Genomic DNA, 23,144 nt, shown 5'->3' with positions numbered 1-23,144 from the left:
TTTTGAAGCAGCTGTCCGTAATGTTTAAAGGGACAGGGAAATAATGCCTTTTTATTCCGCACTTGCCAAGTTCATGGATATCGTTTAATATGCATTGGGCAGGATAAATCGGCCCGTTACATTCACCTAATAAATAAAAATAAAAAATGCCTGGTTTGTTTGTCAGTTATGACGGACGCTTTTCTTATAGTTATCTATATAGCGTTCTGCTATAATGTTAAATCGTAAGCTATACTACATATCCGCTATCTTATGCATTCTAATTAAACCTGGGTTGCAAATTGGGATAAGAATCATATAATGTCAAACAGATAGACGTTTGTTGGAGGTTCTATTTATGACTGTTTACCATTTCGTTGGAATAAAAGGGACTGGAATGAGCGCCCTTGCACAGATTCTGCATGATATGAACTACGAAGTTCAGGGATCTGATATTGAAAAAACCATTTTTACTCAAAAAGCTTTAGAACAGCGCGGTATTCCGCTTTTTCCATTTTCAAAAGATAATATCAAAGAAGGATTAACGATCATAGCCGGAAATGCGTTTCCTGATTCCCATCCTGAGATTGAGGAAGCACACAGCCTTGGACTTCAGGTTATTCGCTATCATACGTTCTTGGGCGAGTTCATGGAGAAGTTTACAAGTGTCGGCATTACAGGTGCCCATGGAAAAACCTCAACCACAGGCTTGCTTGCCCACGTTATTCAGGGAGCGAAGCCAACTTCATTTTTAATTGGAGATGGAACTGGAAGAGGGATGGAGCAAAGCGAATACTTTGTTTTTGAAGCATGTGAATATCGCCGACACTTCTTGTCCTATTATCCTGATTATGCAATCATGACGAATATCGATTTCGATCATCCAGATTACTTCAGCAGCATCGATGATGTGTTTAAAGCATTTCAAGAGATGGCTATGCAAATTAAAAAAGGCATTATTGCCTGCGGTGATGATGAGCATCTTCAGCATATTCAGGCAAACGTGCCAGTCGTTTATTACGGCTTCAGTGAAGAAAATGACTTTCAGGCACGCAATGTTGTAAAAGCAACTGATGGAACAAGTTTTGATGTATTTGTCCGAAATACTTTTTATGCATCCTTTAAAATTCCGACTTTCGGCGATCACAGTGTACTGAACGCACTTTCTGTCATTGCACTTTGTCATTACGAAGAGATTGATGCAGAAGTGATTCAGGCACAGCTTCAAACATTTGAAGGTGTTAAGCGCCGTTTTAATGAAAAGAAAATCGGCAATCAAGTTCTCATTGATGACTATGCGCATCATCCTACTGAAATCACAGCAACGATCGACGCTGCAAGACAGAAATATCCGGACCGTGAAATCGTTGCGGTATTCCAGCCGCATACCTTTACACGCACACAATCGTTTTTAGAGGAATTCGCGGACAGCCTGAAGAAAGCTGATACGGTCTACCTTTGCGACATATTCGGTTCTGCACGCGAAAACATCGGGAAACTGTCGATTCAGGATCTGCAAGATAAAATCGATCGCGCCTCATTAATTGATGAAGAAGAAACGGCCGTCTTAAAGCAGCATGAAAATGGAGTTCTCGTTTTCATGGGAGCTGGTGACATTCAGAAATACCAGCAGGCTTATGAAAAGGCTCTGGCATAATAAACACAAAAAAAGCATGGGCGAGAACGCCACATGCTTTTTTTGTGTTTATTTTAGGTTTTCAGGATTCAAGCCTTCTAGCGCATCAATGACAAAACGGCCGTCTTTTCGGATAAGCACTCCGTCAAAATACATTTCTCCGCCCCCGTATTCAGGGCGCTGAATGTTTACCATATCCCAATGAATGTTAGAGTGGTTATCATTGAAAGCATCGTCATAGCACTGACCTGGAGTGAAGTGGAAGCTGCCGTCGATTTTTTCATCAAAAAGAATGTCCTGCATCGGATGCTGAATGTAAGGATTAACGCCAATTGCAAATTCACCGATATATCTTGCTCCTTCATCAGTGTCGAAAATGCTGTTGATGCGTTCTGTATCATTAGCAGAAGCTTCAATAATTTTTCCGTCTTTAAATGTGAGCTTTACATTTTCAAATGTAAAGCCGTTATATGGAGACGGAGTATTGTATGTAATCGTTCCATTAACAGAATCACGAACCGGAGCTGTATAAACCTCACCGTCAGGGATATTCATTTCCCCTGCACATTTAACAGCAGGAATGTCTTTGATGGAGAAAACCAAATCCGTTCCCGGCCCTGTAATTCTTACTTCATCTGTTTGATTCATTAAATCGGCAAGCGCGTCCATAGCTTTGTCCATTTTTCCGTAATCGAGGTTGCACACATCAAAATAAAAATCTTCAAATGCTTCGGTACTCATCTTTGCGAGCTGAGCCATTGATGAGTTCGGATAACGTAAAACAACCCATCTTGTTTTAGGAACGCGAATATCACGGTGAACCTTTTGGCCGATTGTTCTGCCCTGCAGCTTCATTTGAGCATCAGGCACATCAGCATGCTCGTTGATGTTGTCTCCTGAACGAAGGCCAATATAGGCATCCATTTTGCTCATGACATTTGCTTCAAACTCAGCCATCATGCCAAACTGTTCTTCCTGTCCTCCGAGCAGGAGAGCACGGTCCACCTGCTGATCTTTAAGAGAAACAAACGGATATCCCCCTGCAGCATATGCTTCATGGACGAGCGCTGTAACTAATTCTCTTTGCAGGCCAAAGTTTTCAATCAGTACCTTTTCTCCTTTTTGGAGCTTGACTGAATAATTGATCAAGTTCTTTGCGAGCGTTTGAATTCTTGGGTCTTTCACTTGTTTTCCTCCCGGTATGCGAATAAGTAATACATGTCTATTGTAACCGATGTCATAAAAAATTTTAAAATATTTATTGAAAATTTAAAAACACGGTCATAATAGAAAAGGAATCCCATTTTTTTTGTAGAATACTAGCTGTATGAAAAATCTTTATGTTTATAATTGAACACTAGAGGGAAACAGTTACTATCGCTTATTGGAGGTGCTGAAGTTGGAAATTATTTTATATTTAGCTGTTGCACTAATTGCAATTGCATTCACTGTACTGGTCGTTTTCCTGTCTAAGACGTTAAAATCCCTTTCCTCAACCTTAAACAATGTTGCCGGAACACTGGCAGGTCTTGAGAATCAAATCCAGGGGATAACGCTTGAAACGACTCAGCTGCTACATAAGACAAATGCTTTGGCAGAGGATATTCAGGAAAAATCAGAAAAGCTGAACACTGTTGTCTACGCGGTTCAGGGTGTTGGTTCATCTCTTCAGAATTTTAATGATTCTGTTCAGAAAGTATCAGCATCAGTAAGTACAAATCTTGAGAAAAACCAAGATAAAATCAATCAGGTTGTACAATGGAGCAACGTTGCAATGGATGTCTGGGGAAAATGGAAGCTGAAGAAGCAGAAATATGAGCGTCAGCAGAAACAGCCAACTTTATGAATTCGTTTTAAAAAAATATAAAATAAGAATCGCAATAGGGAGGAATTTATCATGAGTAAAGATTCAATCAACAGTAAAGATTTTCTTATCGGAACGCTAATTGGAGGAATTGTAGGAGCAACTACTGCATTATTCCTTGCACCTAAATCTGGTAAAGAACTTCGTGATAACATTGGTGAGCAGGCAGTCATTGTTAAAGAAAAAACAGGAAAAATTACAAATGATGCTCGTGAGAAAAGCAATGAATTTGCAGCACTTGCAAAAGAAAAGTCAGCTAATTTAACTCAGGTTGTATCAGAGCAATCTACTCAAATCATGAATAAAGTCCGTGATCTGAAAAGCTCTAAAGACCAAAACGGGGAGCAATCTGAAAACAATCCTGAAGATGTAAAGCTTAACTTAGCGCCTGAGGCATCAAGTGATGATCCTCAGCTGAACTCTTCCGTTCAAAGCCCTGTTAACGAAACAGTACATCAAGCTTCTGGATCTACACAGCATGCTGAAGAATTAAAAAAGCAAGTAAACAAAGAAATTGAAGAATCTAAAGAAGCATTTTCAGAAAAAAAATAAGACAACGAATCGGCAAAGTTAACAGCTTTGCCGATTGTTTTTATTTTAGAAGTAAATCATGTACAATAAACGAACCAATGAAATTTAGGAGTGAATGGAACAAGATGGCCAAAACAAAGATTGATACAGTTGAAGAATTCCAGCAAATCGCTGAAAGCGGAAAACCCTTTTTATTTTTCAAAAATAGCTTAACTTGTCCTATTGCACAGGCAGCCTACGAGCAATTCGAAACTTTTGCTGAGGAAAATGACTCGGTGAATGCCTATTACTTAAATGTCCAGGAAGCAAGACCGCTTTCAAATTATATTGCAGAAACTTACGGTGTGAAGCACGAATCACCGCAGGCTCTTCTTTTCAAAGACAAACAGATTGCATGGAACGAGTCGCATTGGAAAATCACAAAAGACTCATTAACTAAAAACGTTTTATAAAGCAGAGGATGGGACAGAGGCTTTAAAGCTCTGTTCCTTTTTTATGTGATCTGAGACATGATAGGAGAAAATGTAAAATGAATGAACGTTCTTTTGATCAATTATTAAATATAAAGACTGAGGAGGGTCAAAAAGGATTTGGCAAGTCAATGCATTATCACCGTTATGAACCGACTCCATATGCGGCACTGGAGAAATTGTTTCATGAATATGAGCTGAACAGCAGTGATCAAGTAGTTGACTTTGGCTGCGGAAAAGGCAGAACGAACTTCTATATTCATTATTTAAGCAATGCTGCTGTCAAAGGGATCGAAATGAACGAGGGATTCTATCAGGAAGCCATCCAAAATCGAGATCGTTATGTAAAAAAAGCCAAGAGCCGAAAAGGGCAAATCCAGTTTTATTGCTGTTTGGCCGAAGAGTATAAAATAGATCCTGCAGATAATCGTTTTTATTTCTTTAATCCTTTTTCAAAAGAAATTTTTATGAATGTCATAAATAATATCCTTCAGTCGGTTGAAGAGGCAAGGCGGGAGATCGAGCTGATTTTGTACTATTGTTCAGAAGAGTATATTTATTTCTTAGAAAACCAGACTGCTTTTGAATTTAAAAAAGAAGTCATTCTGCCTGGGTTTCATGACAGAAATCCGTTTGAACGATTTTTGATTTATAGACTTGAATATTAATTAAAAGGATGGAATTGAGTACTATTTTGAATGTCCAGTATTTTACAACTGTTTCGAATTCGAAAAATCCAAGAACAGTCGGATTGAGGAATCAAAGGCGTATTATGATTCCAAAGAAGCTGAGATCAGTCGAGATTGTGGAATCAAAGGAGTATTATGATTCCCAAAATGCTGAGATTAGACATGATAGTGGAATCAAAGAGGTGCTATGATTCCAAAAATGCCGAGATCAGACGAGATAGAGGAATCAAAGGAGTACTATGATTCCACAAATGCAGAGATCCGACGAGATAGTGGAATCAAAGAGGTGCTATGATTCAAAAAATGCCGAGACCAGACAAGATAGTGGAATCAAAGAGGTGCTATGCTTCCACAAATGCAGAGATCAGACGAGATAGTGGAATCAAAGAGGTGCTATGATTCAAAAAATGCCGCGACCAGACAAGATAGTGGAATCAAAGAGGTGCTATGCTTCCACAAATCCCGAGACCAGACAAGATAGTGGAATCAAAGAGGTCCTATGCTTCCACAAAAGCCGAGATCAGACGAGATAGTGGAATCAAAGAGGTGCTATGATTCCAAAAATGCTGAGAACAGACGAGATAGAGGAATCAAAGAGGTGCTATGCTTCCACAAAGGCCGAGATCAGAGGAGATAGAGGAATCAAAGAGGTGCTATGATTCCACAAAAGCCGAGATCAGACGAGATAGTGGAATCAAAGAGGTGCTATGATTCCAAAAATGACGAGAACAGACGAGATAGTGGAATCAAAGAGGTACTATAATTCCACAAAAGCCGAGATCAGACGAGATAGTGGAATCAAAGAGGTGCTATGATTCCACAAAAGCCGAGATCCGACGAGATAGTGGAATCAAAGCAGATTTTTTTATTATCACTATGCCTATCAGAGCTGAACAGCCGGTTCAGCTATTCCTAAAACCATTTAATACTTAATCTGTCTCCAGGCAGCAATTCTTCGTGAAAGGCTGTTTCTTTTTCATTTTTTAACAGGAGAAATTTTCTGCTTCCCTCAGTGGGGATCTTTATGTCGACAGCAGTGAAGACATCCTGAAAAATAAATGAGCTTGGAGGCTGCTTCTTAATGGTTAGGCGGTCACCATTGTGGATTTTATCCTCTAAGGAAAGAAGCTTTTCGTCTCTATAGACTTCAGCCTTCATCTTCTTAATTGTCAGGGGCTCCTTGTTATAGAGAACTTGCAGGGAATCATATGCTGCTATTTTAAGCTCAGACAGGACTTGGCTGATAGATGGTGATTCCGTTGGAACAGCTGTTATTTGATCCCATTCCTCAAATGGAGAGGATGGCAAAGCAGGAACGTTATTAATCAGAATTTTTCCAGAGAATGCATCAAGCTGCACCCTGCTGCCGTCCACTAAAAGATGAAATGGCGCAAAAGAGGCTCCACCTGGCAAAATGTCTTTTATCTGATCAGGAAACGAATAAGTAATGGAGTCCCTGTCAGCTACCATATCCGTTAAAGTGGCAGGCTTCCCATTTAAAGCAAGTTTTGCTTCAATTTGAACCCGTTCTCCATTTAACAGGATGGATTTGGCTGGAACAGCATCAATCAAATCAGAAAGGGCGACACTGAGTGACCGGCCGTCTTGTCCTTTTTCAATGATGATTTCATCTCCATTATTAATTTCATCTTCAACTGAACACACTTTTCCGTTTTTAAAAAGCAAAGGTGCTTCTCCATATGTGCCGGGAATTGTTATTGATTGTCCGTTTAAATCGGCAAAAAATGCGAGTCCAGGTTTTCCATAATAGTTGCTCAGCTGAATCCCGGAAGAGAGAAGACTGTCTGAAACTGTCAGTTTTCTCATATGCAGCAGCCGGACTGAGCGTTCATTTACTTTAACGCAGACATACTGAATCGGATTCTGGTTGGAGGAAATGGCGATTCCAATTGGGGTAACCAGTTCTGGCCCTTTTTTTAAATGCCCGGCAAGCTTGAGCTGCTTGATGGCGTCAATGCCTCTTATCGCAACCCTGTTTAATGGCAGGTTCAGTTTTTCGGCAATCAATTCAGGGAGCTCAGGTGTTAAACTTCCTCCTCCAATCAGCATGACTGCCTTTGGGGAAGTCTTCTTGTTTAAAGAATGAATTTCTTCTTTTATCGCACTTGCCAGTTTGTCAATTGAATCGTGAATCTGCGCAATCGCTTCTTCTTTTAAAATTTCATTTTCAAATCCTAAAATATCTTTCACAAGGATGCTCTCAGATGTATTCAGCTCTCTTTTTGCCTGTTCCGCATCGTGGAAATCCAACAAGAACTGATCAGAAATGGCTTCTGTTATTTCATCTCCTGCGATTGGAACCATTCCGTACGCAGTAACAGTTCCCTCATTTGTTATCGCAATATCGGATGTACCGGCCCCTATATCTACCAGTGCTACATTTAATCTTCTCATCGACGGCGGGATTAACACGTTTATTGCCGCAATTGGCTCAAGTGTCAAAGCCTTCATTTCTAAATTTGCTCTATTTAAGGCAGCAAGGAGAGATTCTACAACAACTTTAGGCAAAAAGGTCGCAATGATTTCTGCAGAGGCAATCTTGCCCTGCTGATCTACCAAACTGCCAATCTTTTGATGATCAAGGCTGTAATGAATCACAGAATAGCCGACACAATCATACTCCTGCATAGCTTTTTCTTTTAAGGCAAGCTGCTTCTGAGCTTCTTGAACGGCCATCAGCTCAAGATGAAAGACGGTTTCTGTCTGAATAATGGGTTTGCCTTCTATTTTGATATGAGCTTCTGCCCGTACCGTTTTTAGAGCCCTCCCCGCAGCAGCCACACAGACTTCACGAAGAGCTCCATGTTTTTCTTCAAGCTTTTCTTTAACAGAAGCAATCACATTCGAAACAGAGATGACATCATGAATTTGTCCATCGAGCATTGAGCGCTCTCCATGTTCCTGTATGACCGTATCAATGACTTCATAGGCACCGTCTTTTTCGGATAACAGCAAACCAACTACCGACCGGGTGCCAATATCTAATGCAAATGTGTAAGTCTCTTTTACCAAAATGAGCACCTCGTTTATTAATCTTCAAAACTTGAAAAATCCTATAAAACAGTATTGTTAGCGCTTAAAAACGCTTTATCACTTAAAAGCGTTTAAATGTTAAAGAAAAATGCGTGACAACGCGAAGGATTTTGTATATAATTATCACTAATTACTAAAGAAAATGTATCATATTTTCTTTTTTTAAGAAAGCTGATGCAGGTTTGCATCACGCCTGAACACTAGTTTTGAAGGGATGCATGTACAAGCCGGATTTCGGCTTTTCATAAGAGTTTCTTCAATTTTAAAAAACGCGAAAGGATGAGTGAGATGAGTAACGCCGAGTTAGAAGCATTGCGAGAGAGAGCAGAAGAGATTAATCTGCAGATTTTACAGCTGATTAATGAGCGAGGAAAGTTAGTACAGGATATAGGTAAAGCCAAGGAAGCGCAGGGCGTTAATCGATATGATCCCGTCCGTGAGCGAAGAATGCTTAACAAAATCAAAGAGAACAATGATGGACCTTTCGAAGACTCCACATTGCAGCATATTTTTAAAGAAATCTTTAAAGCAAGCTTAGAGCTTCAGGAAGATGATCACCGCAAAGCGCTTCTTGTTTCACGCAAAAAGAAGCCTGAAGATACAATTGTTGATGTTAAAGGCGTCAAAATTGGGGACGGAAGCCAAGTATTGATTGTTGGGCCATGTGCAGTAGAAAGCTACGAGCAGGTAGCTGCTGTTGCAGAAGAGGCTAAAAAACAGGGAATCCGCTTATTGCGCGGAGGAGCATTCAAGCCGCGCACAAGCCCTTACGATTTCCAGGGTCTTGGTCTTGAAGGCTTAAAAATTTTAAAACGCGTTGCAGATGAATATGATATGGCTGTTATCAGTGAAATTGTGAATCCGGCTGATATTGAAACAGCGATTCAATACATTGATGTTATCCAAATCGGAGCCCGCAACATGCAGAACTTCGAATTATTGAAAGCTGCGGGTGCAGTTAAAAAGCCTGTATTATTAAAACGAGGCCTTGCTGCTACACTTGATGAGTTCGTAAATGCAGCTGAGTATATTATTTCTCAAGGAAACGATCAAATCATCCTTTGTGAACGCGGCATCCGCACATACGAAACAGCTACTCGAAATACGCTTGATATTTCAGCTGTGCCGATTTTAAAACAAGAAACGCATTTACCGGTAATGGTTGATGTAACACATTCAACTGGCCGCCGCGATTTGCTTATCCCTTGTGCTAAAGCAGCACTTGCTATTGGTGCTGACGGCGTTATGGCTGAGGTTCATCCAGACCCTGCAGTCGCGCTGTCGGATTCAGCTCAGCAAATGGATTTCGATCAGTTCGCAGAGTTCATGAATGAGATTAGACCGTTAGTAAAAGTAAAGGCATAAATTTTTTATATGAGATAAAAAAACCGCCTGCAGCATCCTATCATCAGGATGTTGCAGGCGGTTTTTGTGTTCCTGCTAATAGTTCTCCCTTTTTAATATATGACCCTCTGCTTAATCCACTACATGAATGTAATCTATGATTCCAGTTCTATCAGGCCTCCTGTTCTCTATAAATCCATTATGAAGAGATGCAAGTGCTTTTGGAATATTTACATCCTGTTCTTCTATTAATGTTCGAACTTAGAAAGTCTGTTAAATTACCGCAGATTGCTTTCAGTTGTTAATCGAATCAATCCAATCCGCAAACGCCTTTTCATTAGTGGACAACTTACCCTTTGTTTCAGAGAGAATAAGTTATTAAAAGATTAATGGGTAATTTCTATAAATAGACAAATTGAATTGAATGAACTAGTTTTATTTTTGTAATTGGCTAAAAGTCAATCTTACGAGGAGGTGATAGCAATAAAGAGATTATTTGATCTATTTTGTTCATTTTTTCTTATTGTCGCACTCATGCCTTTAATGATGATAACTGCAATTTTGATATGGATATTTTTAGGGCCGCCAGTCCTTTTTAACCAAGTCCGGCCAGGGCTGCATGGAAAGCCATTTACGATTCATAAATTTCGTACAATGACCATTCAAAAGAGTGGTGAAGATTGTGATGAAAAAAGATTAACATCCTTTGGAAAGTTTATCAGGCGCTGTAGTTTAGATGAATTGCCACAGCTGTTTAATGTGCTGAAGGGAGATATGAGCTTTGTGGGGCCGAGGCCATTATTAATGGAATATCTGCCGCTTTATAACGAGGAGCAAAATCGCCGTCACGATGTAAAGCCGGGGATTACCGGCTGGTCACAAGTTAATGGCAGGAACTCAGTAAGCTGGGAACAAAAATTTAAAATGGATATTTGGTATGTTGAACACTGCTCTTTTTTCCTTGATATGAAAATCCTATTTAAAACGATTCTCAGAGTTTTTCAGGCGAAAGATATTAATCAAGAGGGAAGGGCAACTATGGACGTCTTTAGAGGCAATAAAGAACGACAATAACAGCATCAGGTTTTAATTGAATATAGGCGTAAGAACTTAAAGAGATAGCTCTGCATAACTTATGGAGAATGCCAATTATTAAACGATTTGAGAGGGAGAAAAAAATGAAAGAAGATACACTGGATTTTGCAAGTTTCTTTGAAATCATTTGGAAACGTTTCTGGATCATCATTCTGATTACTTCTTTTGCGGTGCTAACTAGCGCTTTTGTGTCATTTCAAATACTTACACCAATCTATCAGGCAAAAGTAAACTTCCTTGTTAGTCATCAATCTGATCCTGAAAATCCATCAACAAGCAGCATTGATGATTCTTTAAAACTTGTTACCACCTATCAGGATATTGTTCAGAGTCCAATCATTTTAAAATCGGCTCAAACTAAATTAAGTGAAGAAGGTCATATTTTCAGAATAGCAGAGGAAAACATAACCGTAGCAAGCAAAGAGGAATCACAAATGTTTGAACTGCTTGTAAACAATTCTGACAGGGAAGAAGCTATGCTTATAGCAAATGCAATCGCGGATTCTTTTGATGAACGGATTGAGGACCTCATGAATTTAAATGAGAGTAATGTCAAAATCATGAATAAGGCTGCTGTTAACTACGAGCCTGTCAGTCCGAAGCCTTTCCTGATCATGGGCGTAACATTTGTTGTTTCACTGATGGCATCCATCTGGATTACCCTTCTGATGCATTCTGTTAACAAGAGATCTAAGAAATCATAAATAAGGCTTTAAAAATAGATTATACGAAAAATCCTTACGATTTCCGTAACAGTAAGGGGTTATAAGAATGTATGCGATTTATTAAAGATATCTATATTCTTTTCTGTGTGTCTGCTTTATCCGCACTTGTATCCTTTGTAACAGGCATCTGGATCAGAAATATTCTTGGACCGGAGGATTACGGGGTTTGGCTTATCTACTCTTTAATATTAGTGTATGGCTACCGCATGCATCTTGGAATTTTAGATGGTTTTAGCCGGGATATTCCTCAGTTATTGGGGAAAAAAAATTTAAAAAGAGTCAAGCTTGTGCGAAATGTTGTTTTTACATGGATGATTATTTCGGGAAGCTTAGCGATTCCTGGCGTTATCATTGTTTTTCTATTGCCGCTTTCGGAATTTGAAACAATATTAAGCATCCTTGTCATACTGCTTGTTCCTCTGCAAAATTTTGCCTTGTTTTATAACATGCTTTTCTTATCCATTCAAAATTTTAAAGTAGTGGCAATCATTCAGCTGTTTATAGGATCGCTGCAGTATTTGTTTATGGCAATATTTTCAGTGAAATTTGGTATTTATGGTTTGCTGCTTGGTGTTCTTGCAGGAAATCTCATTGCGATTCTTTACAGTCAAATGAGATTGACTTTTAAGTTAAAGGTTAATTGGGACTGGAAAGTGATTAAGCAAATGATTGCATATGGTATACCGATCACTTTGATTGGTATCCTGCTTAACGTTTTCATCACAATTGACCGCCTGATCATTTTTTATTTCTTTGGACCTTCATCTGTAGGGCATTACGGAATAACGGCTTTTGTATATCAGGGCATTATGGTTCTGCCGAGTGTTTTACATCAAGTAATGTATCCTAAGATCAGCTTTAGATACGGGGAGACGGGCGAAAAAAGAGCCTTGAAGAATATCGTAGTGAATCCAACGATTTATTTATCTTATCTTAGCCCTTTCATTCTTGGCACCGTTTATTTGATTCTTCCAGTATTAGTTGAATGGCTGATGCCTCAATATACTGATGGTATAGAAGCAGCTAAATTCATTATCATTGGAATGTTCTTTTTAATTTGGGCTATGCTGTATGCTCATTACTTGACGGTCGTAAATAAACAGTGGACATATTTAAGAATTTTGTTTGCTGCAGTTATAATTAACACCTCTGTCAACCTGACACTTATTTATTTGGGATTTGATATTGAAGGCGTCGCGTTGGGTACTGCATTTTCTTATGTTATTTATCCCTTGCTTATGATGTGGTTTTGTTTTAAGGATATGGGAGAAACGCATAAGATGTATATTCAATCTGCAGGTTTAATCTTTCTGCCATTTATTACAATGATCAGTTTATTGTTTATGATTTATCACCTCCAATTGTATGTTGTTATAAGTTTAGTCATTTTTTTGACTGTCTATGGTTTATGTCTCTTTGTATTTTCATATCACATTTCATTTCTTCGTATATATCGTAATGAGTTGATTGAAAGGATTAAACGAAGATTCATCCATTAATCACAAGTGATCTATAAATAAAAAATGACAGCAGGATTTTATTTTATATATGTAAGATGCAAAACGGGAAAGTTTGGTGGTAGTATGCTATTTCAGTATCATCTGTTTCAAAAACTGCCTTGGATCTTCTTCTTTTTATGCACAGCTCTTTCATTAGGAACATTGCTTGCAATTAATAATTTTATGGTCAATATATATTTAATTATTATTTTGCTGAGCTTCTCAATTGCTATAGGGTTATCTGGGCTATTTAAGCATCCTAAAAATGTGATTAAAATCATTTTTATCGCCATATCAGTTCGAATCATCCTTTTCATCTTCTTGAAAATTTACTCATTTGAAAATGGTCTGGGCGGTTTTTTTCCAGGAGATGTAGATGCCCTTGTTTACCACGGTGATGCACTTGATGCAATCAGAACCCATTCCTGGATAAACGCACTTGAAGGAAATCTTGAATATACTTATTTTGTTGCCTTTTTCTATAATATCTTTGGGCCGGATATGAATGTTCCGCAGCTGATTAACCTTGGAGCGTCTGTCATTATCGTTCCTTTGATTTATGAGCTTGGATACAGAGTGGGCGGCAAGAAGACAGCAGTCATAGCAGCATTGCTGTGGAGTCTTTTTCCAAGTGCTATCTTCTGGTCGATATCCCTTTTAAAAGATGCTTTTGTTACGCTTGGAATGGTATTGGCAGGTTTTTTAATTTTAGGCATAAGCGGAAACAAATTAAACGGCAGAGATCTGATACTCGGAATTTGCGGGGTTATTATCGTCAGTTTTATGAGATCTCAGTTTTTGCTGGCCATCTCAATTCCAATTATTTTGATGATTTTGTTTCAGTTCTTTAAAGGAAATGGAACGTTTTTTAGAAATACTATCTTCTTTATAGTGGGTATTGTTCTATTCGGAACCCTTTTTGCGGGAGAGAACTTGCTTCAGACTGTAAGTAATTCAACATCTCAGACAGAAGTAAACCGGATTAATCAGATTGCATTAGAGGGAGGTTCAGGCATCCGGTTTGTAACACTGTTCCCGCCAGAGATCAGGTGGATTGTACAGCTGCCCTTTTCAATTTTTGCTCCCTTTCCATGGCAGTGGCTGTCTGTTGGTCAAGGTTTGTATCGGTTGTCCGGTCTGGAGATGATTGTCTGGTATGTATTATATTACTTTATCTGGAAAAACCGCAAAATACTAATCGCAAAAAATACCGGCAGCGTCATTATGATGTACGCATTCTCAGTATTTATAGCGGTATCCTTCAGTCTTCCTAATCTTGGATCTATTTATAGATATCGTTTAGCTGCACTTACCTTATTGCTGCCGCTTGTTTTTTATAAAACGATCTATAAAAAAGATAGAAAAGAATGATGCTATGAAAAAGAAGATTTTATTTGTGACCACCATCAGCAGAACGATAGAGGCTTTTTTAGTGCCTCATATCGTGTATTTTAAGAATAAGGGATTTAAAGTGGGAGTTGCAGCAAATACGGATCACAGCAATTTAAGCATTCTAGAAGAACTTGGAGTGACGATCCACCACGTCCCATTCAGCAGGTCTGTCTTAGATCGCGGGAATTTTAAGGCCTATCGAATGATAAAAAAGATCATTAAAGATTATCAAATCCTTCATTTGCATACACCCATTTCATCCTTTATCACCCGAATGGCTTCTTCTAAAACCCATACAGTCATTTATAGTGCACACGGCTTTCATTTTAATGAGAATGGATCAATCGCTGCCAATACTTTATATAAAATAGTTGAAAGAATAGCGGGAATGAAAACGAATAAGCTTATTGTTACTAACACAGATGATATTGCTTCTGCACGTAAAATCATTTCTCCAGAAAAAATTCATTATGTAAAAGGCGTAGGGATAGATCATCTTACTTACGATGCTGAGGGTTACACAGAACGCGATAAACTGTCATACAAAAATGAACTTGGCCTTAATGTTCATACAAAAATTATTACTCATATTGCTGAATTTAACGAAAATAAGAGGCAAATAGATATTGTGCGGGCTTGTGAAGTTTTAAAAGAAAAAACGGAAGATTTCTTGATTTTACTTGTTGGAACAGGGGAAGAATCAGAAACAATTAAAGAGATGGTAAGGGAATCAAACTTAGAAAAATATATTCGCTGTTTAGGATTCAGAACGGATATAGCTGAAATACTCAGTATAACGGATATTGGTCTTCTCGTATCTATTCGCGAAGGACTGCCGCGTTCATTAATGGAAATGATGGCAATGAAGATTCCAGTTATTGCAACGGATATTAGAGGGAACAGAGATCTGATTGAAGATGGAAAAAACGGCTATCTTGTTCCGATCAAAGATCCAGGAGAGCTTGCTGAGAAATGTCTGCTCCTTTTATCCAACGGAGCCCTTGCCAGACAATTTGGAGAAGAGGGAAGAGTGAAAATTGAAAACGATTTTTCCTTAGAGAAAGTATTAATCCAAATGGAAGAAGTATATATGGAGCTTGGAATTATTAAGAGAGAAAAGCTGTTCGAGAGGTGAAAGACCTGTTCGAAACAGCTTTCTTTTTTATATCCAGTTGTTCTTTTATTCGAACACCAAGGGATTTGGAAATAGTAATTGGTTTAACGAACAATACCGAATTGCCTTAATCGATTATCAAAATCTCTTTCATATTCATTAGTTAAGTACATAGATATAAATAAAAATTGTTTACGACACATGTTTCATATTAATCAAGGGATGTGGGTTTTTGAAAAATATCATTATCTTTGGTTCAGGAGGACATGCAAAAGTCGTGATTGATATTTTTGAGAAATCATTTGATTATCGAATCTTAGGCATATCAGATGAAAATCGTTCAAAAACAGAAAAAGTTTATGGATATGAAATTCTAAGCACAGAATATTTATTGAATAATATGGAAGAAATTCATGGTGGAATTATTGCATTTGGAGATAATTGGGCGCGAAATCAAAAAGCAGAAAAGATTATTAGACTCTTTCCGAATTTTCATTTCGTTCCTGCTATTCATCCCGCAGCAGTGATTGGCAGTGGAGTTTCCATTGGAAGAGGAACAGTTGTAATGGCGGGAGCTGTTATCAATAGCTGCACTGCTATTGGAGAGCATTGCATAATTAATACCTGTGCATCAATTGATCATGATTGTACGATTGAAGATTTCGCAAGTATTGCACCGGGAGCTACTCTGGGAGGAAATGTGAAAATCGGCAAATATTCAGCTATATCGCTAGGATCAAATGTTATACATTCTGTTCACATAGGGGAACACTCTGTAATTGGAGCTGGATCTACGGTTATAAAAAATGTTGATTCCTTTAAAGTAGCTTACGGTTGTCCGGCTAAGATCATCCGAAGCAGAACAAAGGGAGAAAAATATTTATAGAGCTTGTTCTTTCCGATTCATTCGCAAAGAGAAAGGAAAAAATATCCTTTTTGGAATAGGGCAAGACATTCTCTTCATATATGTCATTGAGACAATATGATCCGAGTGATTGAAAACTTAGAATAATCGGCGGCACATGATTATTCAGTAGGAGAATGCGCCATGAAGAACATATTAATTGAAAGGTCGGGCAAAGCATTCCTGCCGGTAGTTAATGCTTATCTAAAATACTTTAATGAGAAAGAAGAAGCGTTTCGGTTATACGATTCTTCTTTACTGACAGACTGGAAAACAGAAGATTTTGATATGGTATGGAGGTTTATGGGCATTGATGTATTTCAAAAATTAACCATTCCCGTGATTCATGAATACCCATCGCTTTCAACCGGTATGTTTCCTAAATTAAAGAATAAAATCAAGCAAACCGTCAACCGCAAACCTGAATTAAGAGTTTTTCTAAATCGTTCAGTAAAAGAGGGTATGAATTTTAAAGATCAAATTGAATATATTTATAGAGATATGGGTGTCGATGATATTTTCTTTGGAGTGGATCATTCAGAAAAAAATTTTGATTGTGTTTATGTAGGCTCAATTTCTAAAGAAAGAGACATCCACTTGCTTCTTGACTATTTTAAGTGGAAAGGGAAAAATCTGACCCTTCTGCTTATTGGAGATGTGAGTGATGAGATATACGGGGATTACAGGATGTGCGAAAACATTACTTTTACTGGAAAAATGAAGTATGAAGACGTTCCTGAATGTGCGGCTCAAGCTGTATATGGAATGAATTTTATGCCGGACAAATACCCTTATAATATACAGACATCAACGAAACTACTGGAATATTTATCTATGGGTCTTAAAGTCATTACAACAGATTATTTATGGGTGAGGAATTTCATGGATGAAAATGAAATTCAGCTTGTTACTGTTAATCATAGCCTGGATGGATTAGATTCGTTAATAAAAAAAGATAAGGCAAGATCTATTGATCGGGCCCATTTTGAAAAATATAAATGGTCTCATATTATTCAACAATCAGGAATAGAAGAAAAGATCATGAAACTGCTGTAAAAATCATCTGAATCAGCAGGGAATATGGAAGAGAAGGAGCTGAAACTTAAGACCTCAGGGGCTATGAGTCAGCTCCCTTTTTTAACTTCCTGAATACTCCTTATGTCCATAAAGAGTATTACATTCATTAAAGAAAGAGATGTGAACACCATGGAGTCTGAAACGAAACGCATCTTTCTTTCACCGCCGCATATTGGGGATAAAGAACAGCTTTTTGTTAAGGAGGCATTTGCTGAGAATTGGATAGCTCCGGTTGGCCCGAATATAAATATGTTTGAACAGGAGCTTGCTGTCTATACAGGAGCAGCAGGTGCGGTTGCATTAAGTTCCGGCACTGCTGCTTTGCATCTTGCCTTGCGCTGCTTAGGTGTCGGGCCGGGTGATACTGTCTTTTGCTCTTCTTTTACATTTGTAGCGAGCGCTAATCCAATTTTATATCAAGGTGCTGAACCAGTATTTATCGACTCTGAACCGCTCAGCTGGAACATGAGCCCATTGGCGCTGAAACGTGCTTTAATTGAAGCTGAAAACTCAGGTACATTGCCAAAAGCAGTAATTGTTGTCCATTTGTACGGTCAAAGTGCTGATATGGACCCTATTGTTGAATTGTGCAGCCAATATAAGATTCCAATTATTGAAGATGCAGCTGAATCACTTGGTGCGACATATAAAGGCAGAGCAAGCGGAACGATTGGCCACTTTGGCATTTATTCATTTAATGGAAATAAAATTATTACTACTTCAAATGGCGGCATGCTTGTTTCAAGTAATCTGAATGCATTAGAAAAAGCCCGTTTCTGGTCTACCCAGGCTAAAGAAAATACGAAATATTATCAACATGAAGAATTAGGCTATAATTATCGTTTGAGCAATATCCTCGCAGGCATAGGACGGGGTCAGCTAATGGTATTAGAAAGCAGGGTTGAAGCGAGGCGCAAGATATTCCAGCGGTATTTTGATGAGCTTTCAGCAATAAAAGGGATAACTTTCTTAACTGCAGCTCCATATGGCAGATCGACACATTGGTTAACAGCTTTACAGATTGATCCCATAAAGACGGGAATTTCAGCAGAAAGTATCATTGAAAAGCTGGAAGAAAATCATATCGAAGCGAGGCGTGTTTGGAAACCGATGCATTTGCAGCCTCTATATAAAGGTTTTTCCTACTATTCACATGAAGAGGGCAGAAGTTTATGCGATGATTTATTTCAAAAAGGAATGTGTCTGCCATCAGGATCAAATCTAACATTGAGTGATCAGATGAGAGTGATAAATTGCATCAAGCAGGTATTGCAGAAATCAGTTTAAAAACGATTTACAATACAGGCAGCCCCATATGTCATTCTTTTGTCTCTTTCTCCAGTCTTACATCTACTCAGCAAACGATTAATTTGTTGAAAGGAAAATAGGGGTGATGATGTGGATATTAAAGAAAAGATACAGAAAGAAATAGATAGTTTGAAATGTGAATTTAATTACAGAATTGCTACGATTGGAACCACTGTCAGAGAGTCACAGCCTTTTGCTGTCTTGCCAAGAAGAACGGCTTTAGGCTTTGAAGCCATAAATTTTTTGGTCATTGATCCTGAATATGCAGAAGAATGTTTTAAGTCGCTTGACGGCAATGTCAAATATATCTTAGTAGATATTGAATTAAAAAAGGAAATCAATCTTCTGCAGATTGCAAATCAATTTGTGAAGCAGGCAACAATCGTTACTTATAAACCGAATGATACAACTTTAGAAGCAGCTGATATGTTTTTGAGACACTATTTTAATGATGATTTAAGAAATAGAAAAGTACTAATTTATGGAGCTGGAAATCTCGGTTCCAAGCTATCTCTCAGATTAGCAGAGAGATTGGCAAAGGTTTACCTTGACTCAAGAAATAAGGAAAAAACGAAAGAAATAGTAACAGCGTTAAACTACTTGCTTCATAAATACTCCCAGAGTCATATCACGGCTGTACAGAATTATGATGACTTATTCAGCGAGATTGATATTTTAATAGCCTTTACTTCAGCTTCTAACGTGATCCCTCCCGTATACTTAAATTATTTAAAAAAGAAAGGTCTTGCATTAGACGGAGGAATTAATAATTTCACCTCGGACTTTATAAAAGGTGCAAAGAAAAATGGCATTAACTGCTATAGACTTGATGTCAGAACAGCCTTTCCCCATTCGGTCCTTTTTTCAACTGACTATACAAAAGATTTTTATCATAATATTCAAGGGGAGATGACGATTGATGATGTCAGATTAGTGGCTGGCGGAATTATTGGAAATGATGGAGACATTGTTGTAGATCGAATAAAAGATCCTACGCAGATTGTCGGCGTGGCAAATGGAATTGGCGGATTAAAACTTGAAAAAGAGTATTCAGATATAGAGAAGCTTACTATTGGAAAAATAAAGAATGAGATACTTAATTCTATATAAGCTGAATGTAATGGCAAGAAGATTAAAACTCATCCCTGTTTAAATCATCAGGAATGAGTTTTTGATTTGAAAATCTATTGATTTAGTCTAGTGGTTTTGATCAGGAGTATGATAGGTAGGAATAATCTGCTTAAGAAATTGTTTAATCTCTTCAGATTTTTGAGGGGATGAATTGTTATAAATAAGCTTTTCCAGCGTGCTGATAGAGGAGGGAAGGTTAAATTGTTTTAAGTTTATAGGTTTGGCTATATAAATGAGCTCGTGTTTTGAAGAAACACTTCCTTCTTCTGCAGTCAGAATTTCTTCATATAATTTTTCTCCTGGACGAATCCCTGTGTATTCGATCTTTATATCTCTTTCGGGTACAAGTCCAGATAATTTAATTAATTCTTTGGCAAGATCACTAATCTTTACAGGCTGGCCCATATCCAGAATGAAGATTTCTCCTCCTTGTGCAAAAGCCCCCGCTTGAATGACGAGCTGAACGGCCTCTGGAATTGTCATAAAATACCTTGTCATGTCTGGATGTGTGACAGTGATGCTTTCTCCAGCCTCTATTTGCTGTTTAAAAAGCGGGATAACACTGCCGCGGCTCCCTAAAACATTTCCGAATCGGACAGCAGCAAACTTTGTATGGCTCTCTTCATCCAAACTTTGGATAATGATTTCAGCTATCCGTTTTGTTACTCCCATGACACTTGTTGGGTTTACTGCTTTATCCGTAGAAATTAAAACAAATTGTTCTGTTTGGTATTGATGAGACACCTCTGCGATATTCTTAGTCCCGAATACATTGTTCTTAATAGCTTCTGTTGGATTGTGCTCCATTAAAGGCACATGTTTATGAGCAGCAGCATGAAAGACAATATTTGGACGGTGTTCTGAAAATATTTGAACGAGCCTTTCCCTGTCTTGTACATCTGCAATAATTGCGATACAAGAAATATTTGGAAATTTTTGCTTTAATTCATTTTCTATAGTATAAATACTATTTTCCCCATGTCCGAGTAATAGTAATTTCTCCGGGCTGAATTTAGAAACTTGGCGGCAAATCTCAGAACCAATGGATCCTCCAGCTCCAGTTACTAAAATTATTTTTCCTGTTACATATTCATTTATTCCTTTTAAATCTAATTCAATCGGAGATCTCCCAACAAATCTTCTACCCTTACATCCCTTATCATATTAATAGTGACCTTGCCGTTTAATACATCACTTATCCTTGGCAGAATCTTTGCAGGTATATTATACGCTTTACAGGCAGCTGCGATTTTGGCAATATCAGAACGCGGCACGGAAGGGATTGCGATAATGATGAGGTCGATTTTATATTTTTTCACAACCATTTGGAGGTCATTTATAGAGCCAACTACAGGAATTCCCATTATCTGAAGGTTTATTTTCGAGGGATCATCATCAACAAAAGCGATCGGCTGGAGTGGAGTATCTTTAGAATTCTTTATTTCTCGTAAAACAAGTGTTCCGGCATTTCCCGCACCCACTATAAGAACCCTTTTTCCTGAAGTATTTACTCTCCACTTAGTTTCCTGAAAAATTCTATGAGAAAACCTTGAAAATGAAAAGCTAAACATGAAAATGACTAAAGTAACCAAGAAAAAAGAATAAGGGAAAAGCAGATTGTTAAATATCTGGTACAGGAGAAAGTGCGTGAAATAAACAACAAATAATGAGTATACCAGCCCTTTAAATATCAAGGTAACTTCACCGATGCTTGCGTATTTCCACATTGATTTATTTATTTTCATAAAATGAAAAACGATTAATGTAGTCAGCAAGTATAAAAGAAAAACATACATAAAATCCGTTTTACTTATATCAAAGGAGCTCCCGGATAAAAGGAAATAAGAAGCTGACAAAGAAGTAAAGATAAGAAACGTATCAATTGCTAAAAATGTCAGGAATCTTTGATTCTTGTACACATATATTCCTCCATTATTATCTCTGAAACCAATCACTTTGGAACTAAGGTCTTGAATGCCAATTGTCATTCATATTTACTATGAGAAATTTACAGTCTTATGGTGAATCCAAATTCTAAACACTTATAATTTCCACAGCGTAATACCTTCAGGACAAGATGCTTGATTCAGTACATTCTTTATATCAAAAACAATTCCTTTTCCATTAATCAAAAGGGATTGTATGTCTGTCCAGCCCAGTTGCACATATTGCTGATGGGGGACAGCGATTATTACCGCATCAGCTGGTTTTAATTTATCTAAGGAGCAAATTGACAAACCATATTCTTTCTTTACTTCACCATGGTCTGCAAGCGGATCTGTCACTTGTACTTCAATGCCAAATTCATTTAGATGGTCAATAATATCAATTACTTTGGAATTGCGAATGTCAGGTACATTTTCTTTAAATGTTATACCTAACACAGTGACTAGTGATCCTTGTACGTTGAAACCTTGCTGGATCAATCGTTTAATTAAAGACATTGTAATAAATTGCCCCATATTATCATTAATTCTTCTTCCGGCTAAAATGACTTCAGGAAGATATCCGGTACTTTCTGCTTTATATGTCAGGTAATAAGGATCCACTCCAATACAATGTCCTCCTACCAATCCAGGTGTGAATTTCAAAAAGTTCCATTTAGTTCCTGCCGCCTTCAACACTTCAGTTGTATCTATATTTAAACGATTAAATATTATTGCCAATTCATTCATTAATGCTATGTTAAGATCTCTCTGGGTATTTTCAATAACTTTGGAAGCTTCTGCAACCTTTATGGATGGAGCCGGATATATATTATCCACTACCATTCCATATGTGTCGGCGATTATTTCCAAAGTCTTTTTGCATTGTCCTGAAACAACTTTGAATATATTCTTAAATGTATGTTCCTTATCACCCGGATTGATTCTCTCTGGTGAATATCCAACAAAAAAATCTGCTCCTGCTTTAAGTCCTGAGTATTTCTCTAATATTGGAATGCACACTTCTTCCGTAACACCTGGATAAACTGTAGATTCATATACGACGATTGTTTCTTTTTTTAAACGCCTTCCAACGATTTCTGATGCGGATATTATTGGTGTCAGATCCGGCCGTTTTGTTGCATCAATAGGTGTGGGCACTGTGATGATGATAAAATTACAATCCTTAAGTTTTTCAGGATCGTCTGTATAGGCAATTTCTGCAGCAATTAGTTCGTCCTTGGACAATTCGCCGGTATAATCTAAATTTTGTTTAAGAGTATTTATTCGATTTGAGTTGATATCAAACCCAGTCACAGGAAACTTTTCAGAAAATGCAACAGCCACTGGAAGTCCGACATAGCCAAGACCGACAACCCCAATCGTTCTTTTTACAGGAATAAGGCC

Annotated in this window: 20 protein-coding genes; 15 read left to right on the top strand and 5 right to left on the bottom strand. The window is 37.9% G+C overall.

The genetic code is table 11. From position 1 onward, the window contains the following. Window positions 1-337: 337 nt before the first annotated feature. The gene (gene murC / locus AC3ISE_RS17275; protein WP_489221923.1) at window positions 338-1,636 is read left to right on the top strand and encodes a UDP-N-acetylmuramate--L-alanine ligase; all 1,299 of its coding nucleotides are present in this window, start codon (window positions 338-340) and stop codon (window positions 1,634-1,636) included. 48 nt (window positions 1,637-1,684) lie between these two features. Here murC and AC3ISE_RS17270 read toward each other — a convergent pair whose 3' ends face one another. After that, the gene (locus tag AC3ISE_RS17270; RefSeq protein ID WP_489221922.1) at window positions 1,685-2,800 is read right to left on the bottom strand and encodes an aminopeptidase; all 1,116 of its coding nucleotides are present in this window, start codon (window positions 2,798-2,800) and stop codon (window positions 1,685-1,687) included. 214 nt (window positions 2,801-3,014) lie between these two features. Between AC3ISE_RS17270 and AC3ISE_RS17265 the strand changes: the two genes are divergently transcribed. The 4 genes from AC3ISE_RS17265 (at window position 3,015) to AC3ISE_RS17250 (ending at window position 5,148) form a co-directional block, all read left to right on the top strand. Further along, window positions 3,015-3,461: a DUF948 domain-containing protein gene (locus AC3ISE_RS17265; RefSeq protein ID WP_489221921.1), complete on the top strand. Its 447-nt coding sequence runs from the start codon at window positions 3,015-3,017 to the stop codon at window positions 3,459-3,461. Window positions 3,462-3,512: 51 nt separating this feature from the next. Continuing rightward, window positions 3,513-4,031, top strand: coding sequence for a YtxH domain-containing protein (locus AC3ISE_RS17260; RefSeq protein WP_309192333.1), 519 nt, complete (start codon window positions 3,513-3,515; stop codon window positions 4,029-4,031). Window positions 4,032-4,135: 104 nt separating this feature from the next. Further along, complete coding sequence (ytxJ, locus tag AC3ISE_RS17255) at window positions 4,136-4,462, top strand: bacillithiol system redox-active protein YtxJ (RefSeq protein WP_489221920.1); 327 nt, start codon at window positions 4,136-4,138, stop codon at window positions 4,460-4,462. Between the two features lie 77 nt (window positions 4,463-4,539). Beyond that, a complete protein-coding gene (locus AC3ISE_RS17250; protein WP_489221919.1) occupies window positions 4,540-5,148 on the top strand; it encodes an SAM-dependent methyltransferase in 609 nt (202 codons plus the stop codon). Between the two features lie 933 nt (window positions 5,149-6,081). Here the strand turns inward: AC3ISE_RS17250 and pilM are convergent. Further along, window positions 6,082-8,202: a pilus assembly protein PilM gene (pilM, locus tag AC3ISE_RS17245; RefSeq protein ID WP_489221918.1), complete on the bottom strand. Its 2,121-nt coding sequence runs from the start codon at window positions 8,200-8,202 to the stop codon at window positions 6,082-6,084. Window positions 8,203-8,511: 309 nt separating this feature from the next. On the opposite strand from pilM, the gene AC3ISE_RS17240 reads away from it, so the two are divergent. From AC3ISE_RS17240 to AC3ISE_RS17195, 10 genes are all read left to right on the top strand, one after another. After that, window positions 8,512-9,588, top strand: a complete 1,077-nt coding sequence (locus AC3ISE_RS17240) for a bifunctional 3-deoxy-7-phosphoheptulonate synthase/chorismate mutase (RefSeq protein WP_489221917.1) — start codon at window positions 8,512-8,514, stop codon at window positions 9,586-9,588. 462 nt (window positions 9,589-10,050) lie between these two features. Further along, entirely contained in the window at window positions 10,051-10,641 is a 591-nt protein-coding gene (locus AC3ISE_RS17235) for a sugar transferase (protein WP_489224368.1), read from the top strand. A gap of 104 nt (window positions 10,642-10,745) precedes the next feature. After that, the gene (locus AC3ISE_RS17230) at window positions 10,746-11,366 is read left to right on the top strand and encodes a YveK family protein (protein ID WP_489221916.1); all 621 of its coding nucleotides are present in this window, start codon (window positions 10,746-10,748) and stop codon (window positions 11,364-11,366) included. 71 nt (window positions 11,367-11,437) lie between these two features. Next, window positions 11,438-12,886, top strand: a complete 1,449-nt coding sequence (locus tag AC3ISE_RS17225; RefSeq protein ID WP_489221915.1) for an oligosaccharide flippase family protein — start codon at window positions 11,438-11,440, stop codon at window positions 12,884-12,886. A gap of 84 nt (window positions 12,887-12,970) precedes the next feature. Next, window positions 12,971-14,257 (top strand): hypothetical protein, encoded by a 1,287-nt coding sequence (locus AC3ISE_RS17220; RefSeq protein WP_489221914.1) that lies wholly within the window; start codon window positions 12,971-12,973, stop codon window positions 14,255-14,257. A 4-nt stretch (window positions 14,258-14,261) separates the two neighbouring features. Beyond that, complete coding sequence (locus AC3ISE_RS17215; protein ID WP_489221913.1) at window positions 14,262-15,413, top strand: glycosyltransferase family 4 protein; 1,152 nt, start codon at window positions 14,262-14,264, stop codon at window positions 15,411-15,413. 211 nt (window positions 15,414-15,624) lie between these two features. Beyond that, the gene (locus tag AC3ISE_RS17210) at window positions 15,625-16,278 is read left to right on the top strand and encodes an acetyltransferase (RefSeq protein ID WP_489221912.1); all 654 of its coding nucleotides are present in this window, start codon (window positions 15,625-15,627) and stop codon (window positions 16,276-16,278) included. A gap of 162 nt (window positions 16,279-16,440) precedes the next feature. Then, window positions 16,441-17,352, top strand: a complete 912-nt coding sequence (locus tag AC3ISE_RS17205; protein WP_489221911.1) for a glycosyltransferase — start codon at window positions 16,441-16,443, stop codon at window positions 17,350-17,352. A gap of 150 nt (window positions 17,353-17,502) precedes the next feature. Next, window positions 17,503-18,660 carry a DegT/DnrJ/EryC1/StrS family aminotransferase gene (locus tag AC3ISE_RS17200; protein WP_489221910.1) on the top strand — a complete coding sequence of 386 codons (1,158 nt, stop codon included), beginning with the start codon at window positions 17,503-17,505 and terminating at the stop codon, window positions 18,658-18,660. Window positions 18,661-18,771: 111 nt separating this feature from the next. Then, window positions 18,772-19,791 (top strand): Rossmann-fold NAD(P)-binding domain-containing protein, encoded by a 1,020-nt coding sequence (locus AC3ISE_RS17195; RefSeq protein WP_489221909.1) that lies wholly within the window; start codon window positions 18,772-18,774, stop codon window positions 19,789-19,791. Window positions 19,792-19,878: 87 nt separating this feature from the next. Here AC3ISE_RS17195 and AC3ISE_RS17190 read toward each other — a convergent pair whose 3' ends face one another. From AC3ISE_RS17190 to AC3ISE_RS17180, 3 genes are all read right to left on the bottom strand, one after another. Next, window positions 19,879-20,844, bottom strand: a complete 966-nt coding sequence (locus AC3ISE_RS17190) for a UDP-N-acetylglucosamine 4,6-dehydratase family protein (protein ID WP_489224367.1) — start codon at window positions 20,842-20,844, stop codon at window positions 19,879-19,881. Between the two features lie 77 nt (window positions 20,845-20,921). Continuing rightward, window positions 20,922-21,557 carry a nucleoside-diphosphate sugar epimerase/dehydratase gene (locus tag AC3ISE_RS17185; RefSeq protein ID WP_489221908.1) on the bottom strand — a complete coding sequence of 212 codons (636 nt, stop codon included), beginning with the start codon at window positions 21,555-21,557 and terminating at the stop codon, window positions 20,922-20,924. Between the two features lie 297 nt (window positions 21,558-21,854). After that, on the bottom strand, window positions 21,855-23,138 hold the full coding sequence (locus AC3ISE_RS17180) for a nucleotide sugar dehydrogenase (protein WP_489224366.1): 1,284 nt from the start codon (window positions 23,136-23,138) through the stop codon (window positions 21,855-21,857). Window positions 23,139-23,144 lie beyond the last annotated feature (6 nt).

The sequence above is a fragment of the Metabacillus sp. KH_069 genome (assembly GCF_057838075.1).
The sequence above is the reverse complement of the archived record's forward strand: the minus strand, read 5'-3'. Positions and strand labels throughout refer to the sequence as shown.

Bases quoted from the DNA above. Each gene is read 5' to 3' on its own strand.
- murC (WP_489221923.1), top strand. From the start codon at position 338: ATGACTGTTTACCATTTCGTTGGAATAAAAGGGACTGGAATGAGCGCC.
- AC3ISE_RS17260 (WP_309192333.1), top strand. From the start codon at position 3,513: ATGAGTAAAGATTCAATCAACAGTAAAGATTTTCTTATCGGAACGCTA.
- ytxJ (WP_489221920.1), top strand. From the start codon at position 4,136: ATGGCCAAAACAAAGATTGATACAGTTGAAGAATTCCAGCAAATCGCT.
- AC3ISE_RS17250 (WP_489221919.1), top strand. From the start codon at position 4,540: ATGAATGAACGTTCTTTTGATCAATTATTAAATATAAAGACTGAGGAG.
- AC3ISE_RS17240 (WP_489221917.1), top strand. From the start codon at position 8,512: ATGAGTAACGCCGAGTTAGAAGCATTGCGAGAGAGAGCAGAAGAGATT.
- AC3ISE_RS17230 (WP_489221916.1), top strand. From the start codon at position 10,746: ATGAAAGAAGATACACTGGATTTTGCAAGTTTCTTTGAAATCATTTGG.
- AC3ISE_RS17225 (WP_489221915.1), top strand. From the start codon at position 11,438: ATGCGATTTATTAAAGATATCTATATTCTTTTCTGTGTGTCTGCTTTA.
- AC3ISE_RS17220 (WP_489221914.1), top strand. From the start codon at position 12,971: ATGCTATTTCAGTATCATCTGTTTCAAAAACTGCCTTGGATCTTCTTC.
- AC3ISE_RS17215 (WP_489221913.1), top strand. From the start codon at position 14,262: ATGAAAAAGAAGATTTTATTTGTGACCACCATCAGCAGAACGATAGAG.
- AC3ISE_RS17205 (WP_489221911.1), top strand. From the start codon at position 16,441: ATGAAGAACATATTAATTGAAAGGTCGGGCAAAGCATTCCTGCCGGTA.
- AC3ISE_RS17200 (WP_489221910.1), top strand. From the start codon at position 17,503: ATGGAGTCTGAAACGAAACGCATCTTTCTTTCACCGCCGCATATTGGG.
- AC3ISE_RS17185 (WP_489221908.1), bottom strand. From the start codon at position 21,557: ATGAAAATAAATAAATCAATGTGGAAATACGCAAGCATCGGTGAAGTT.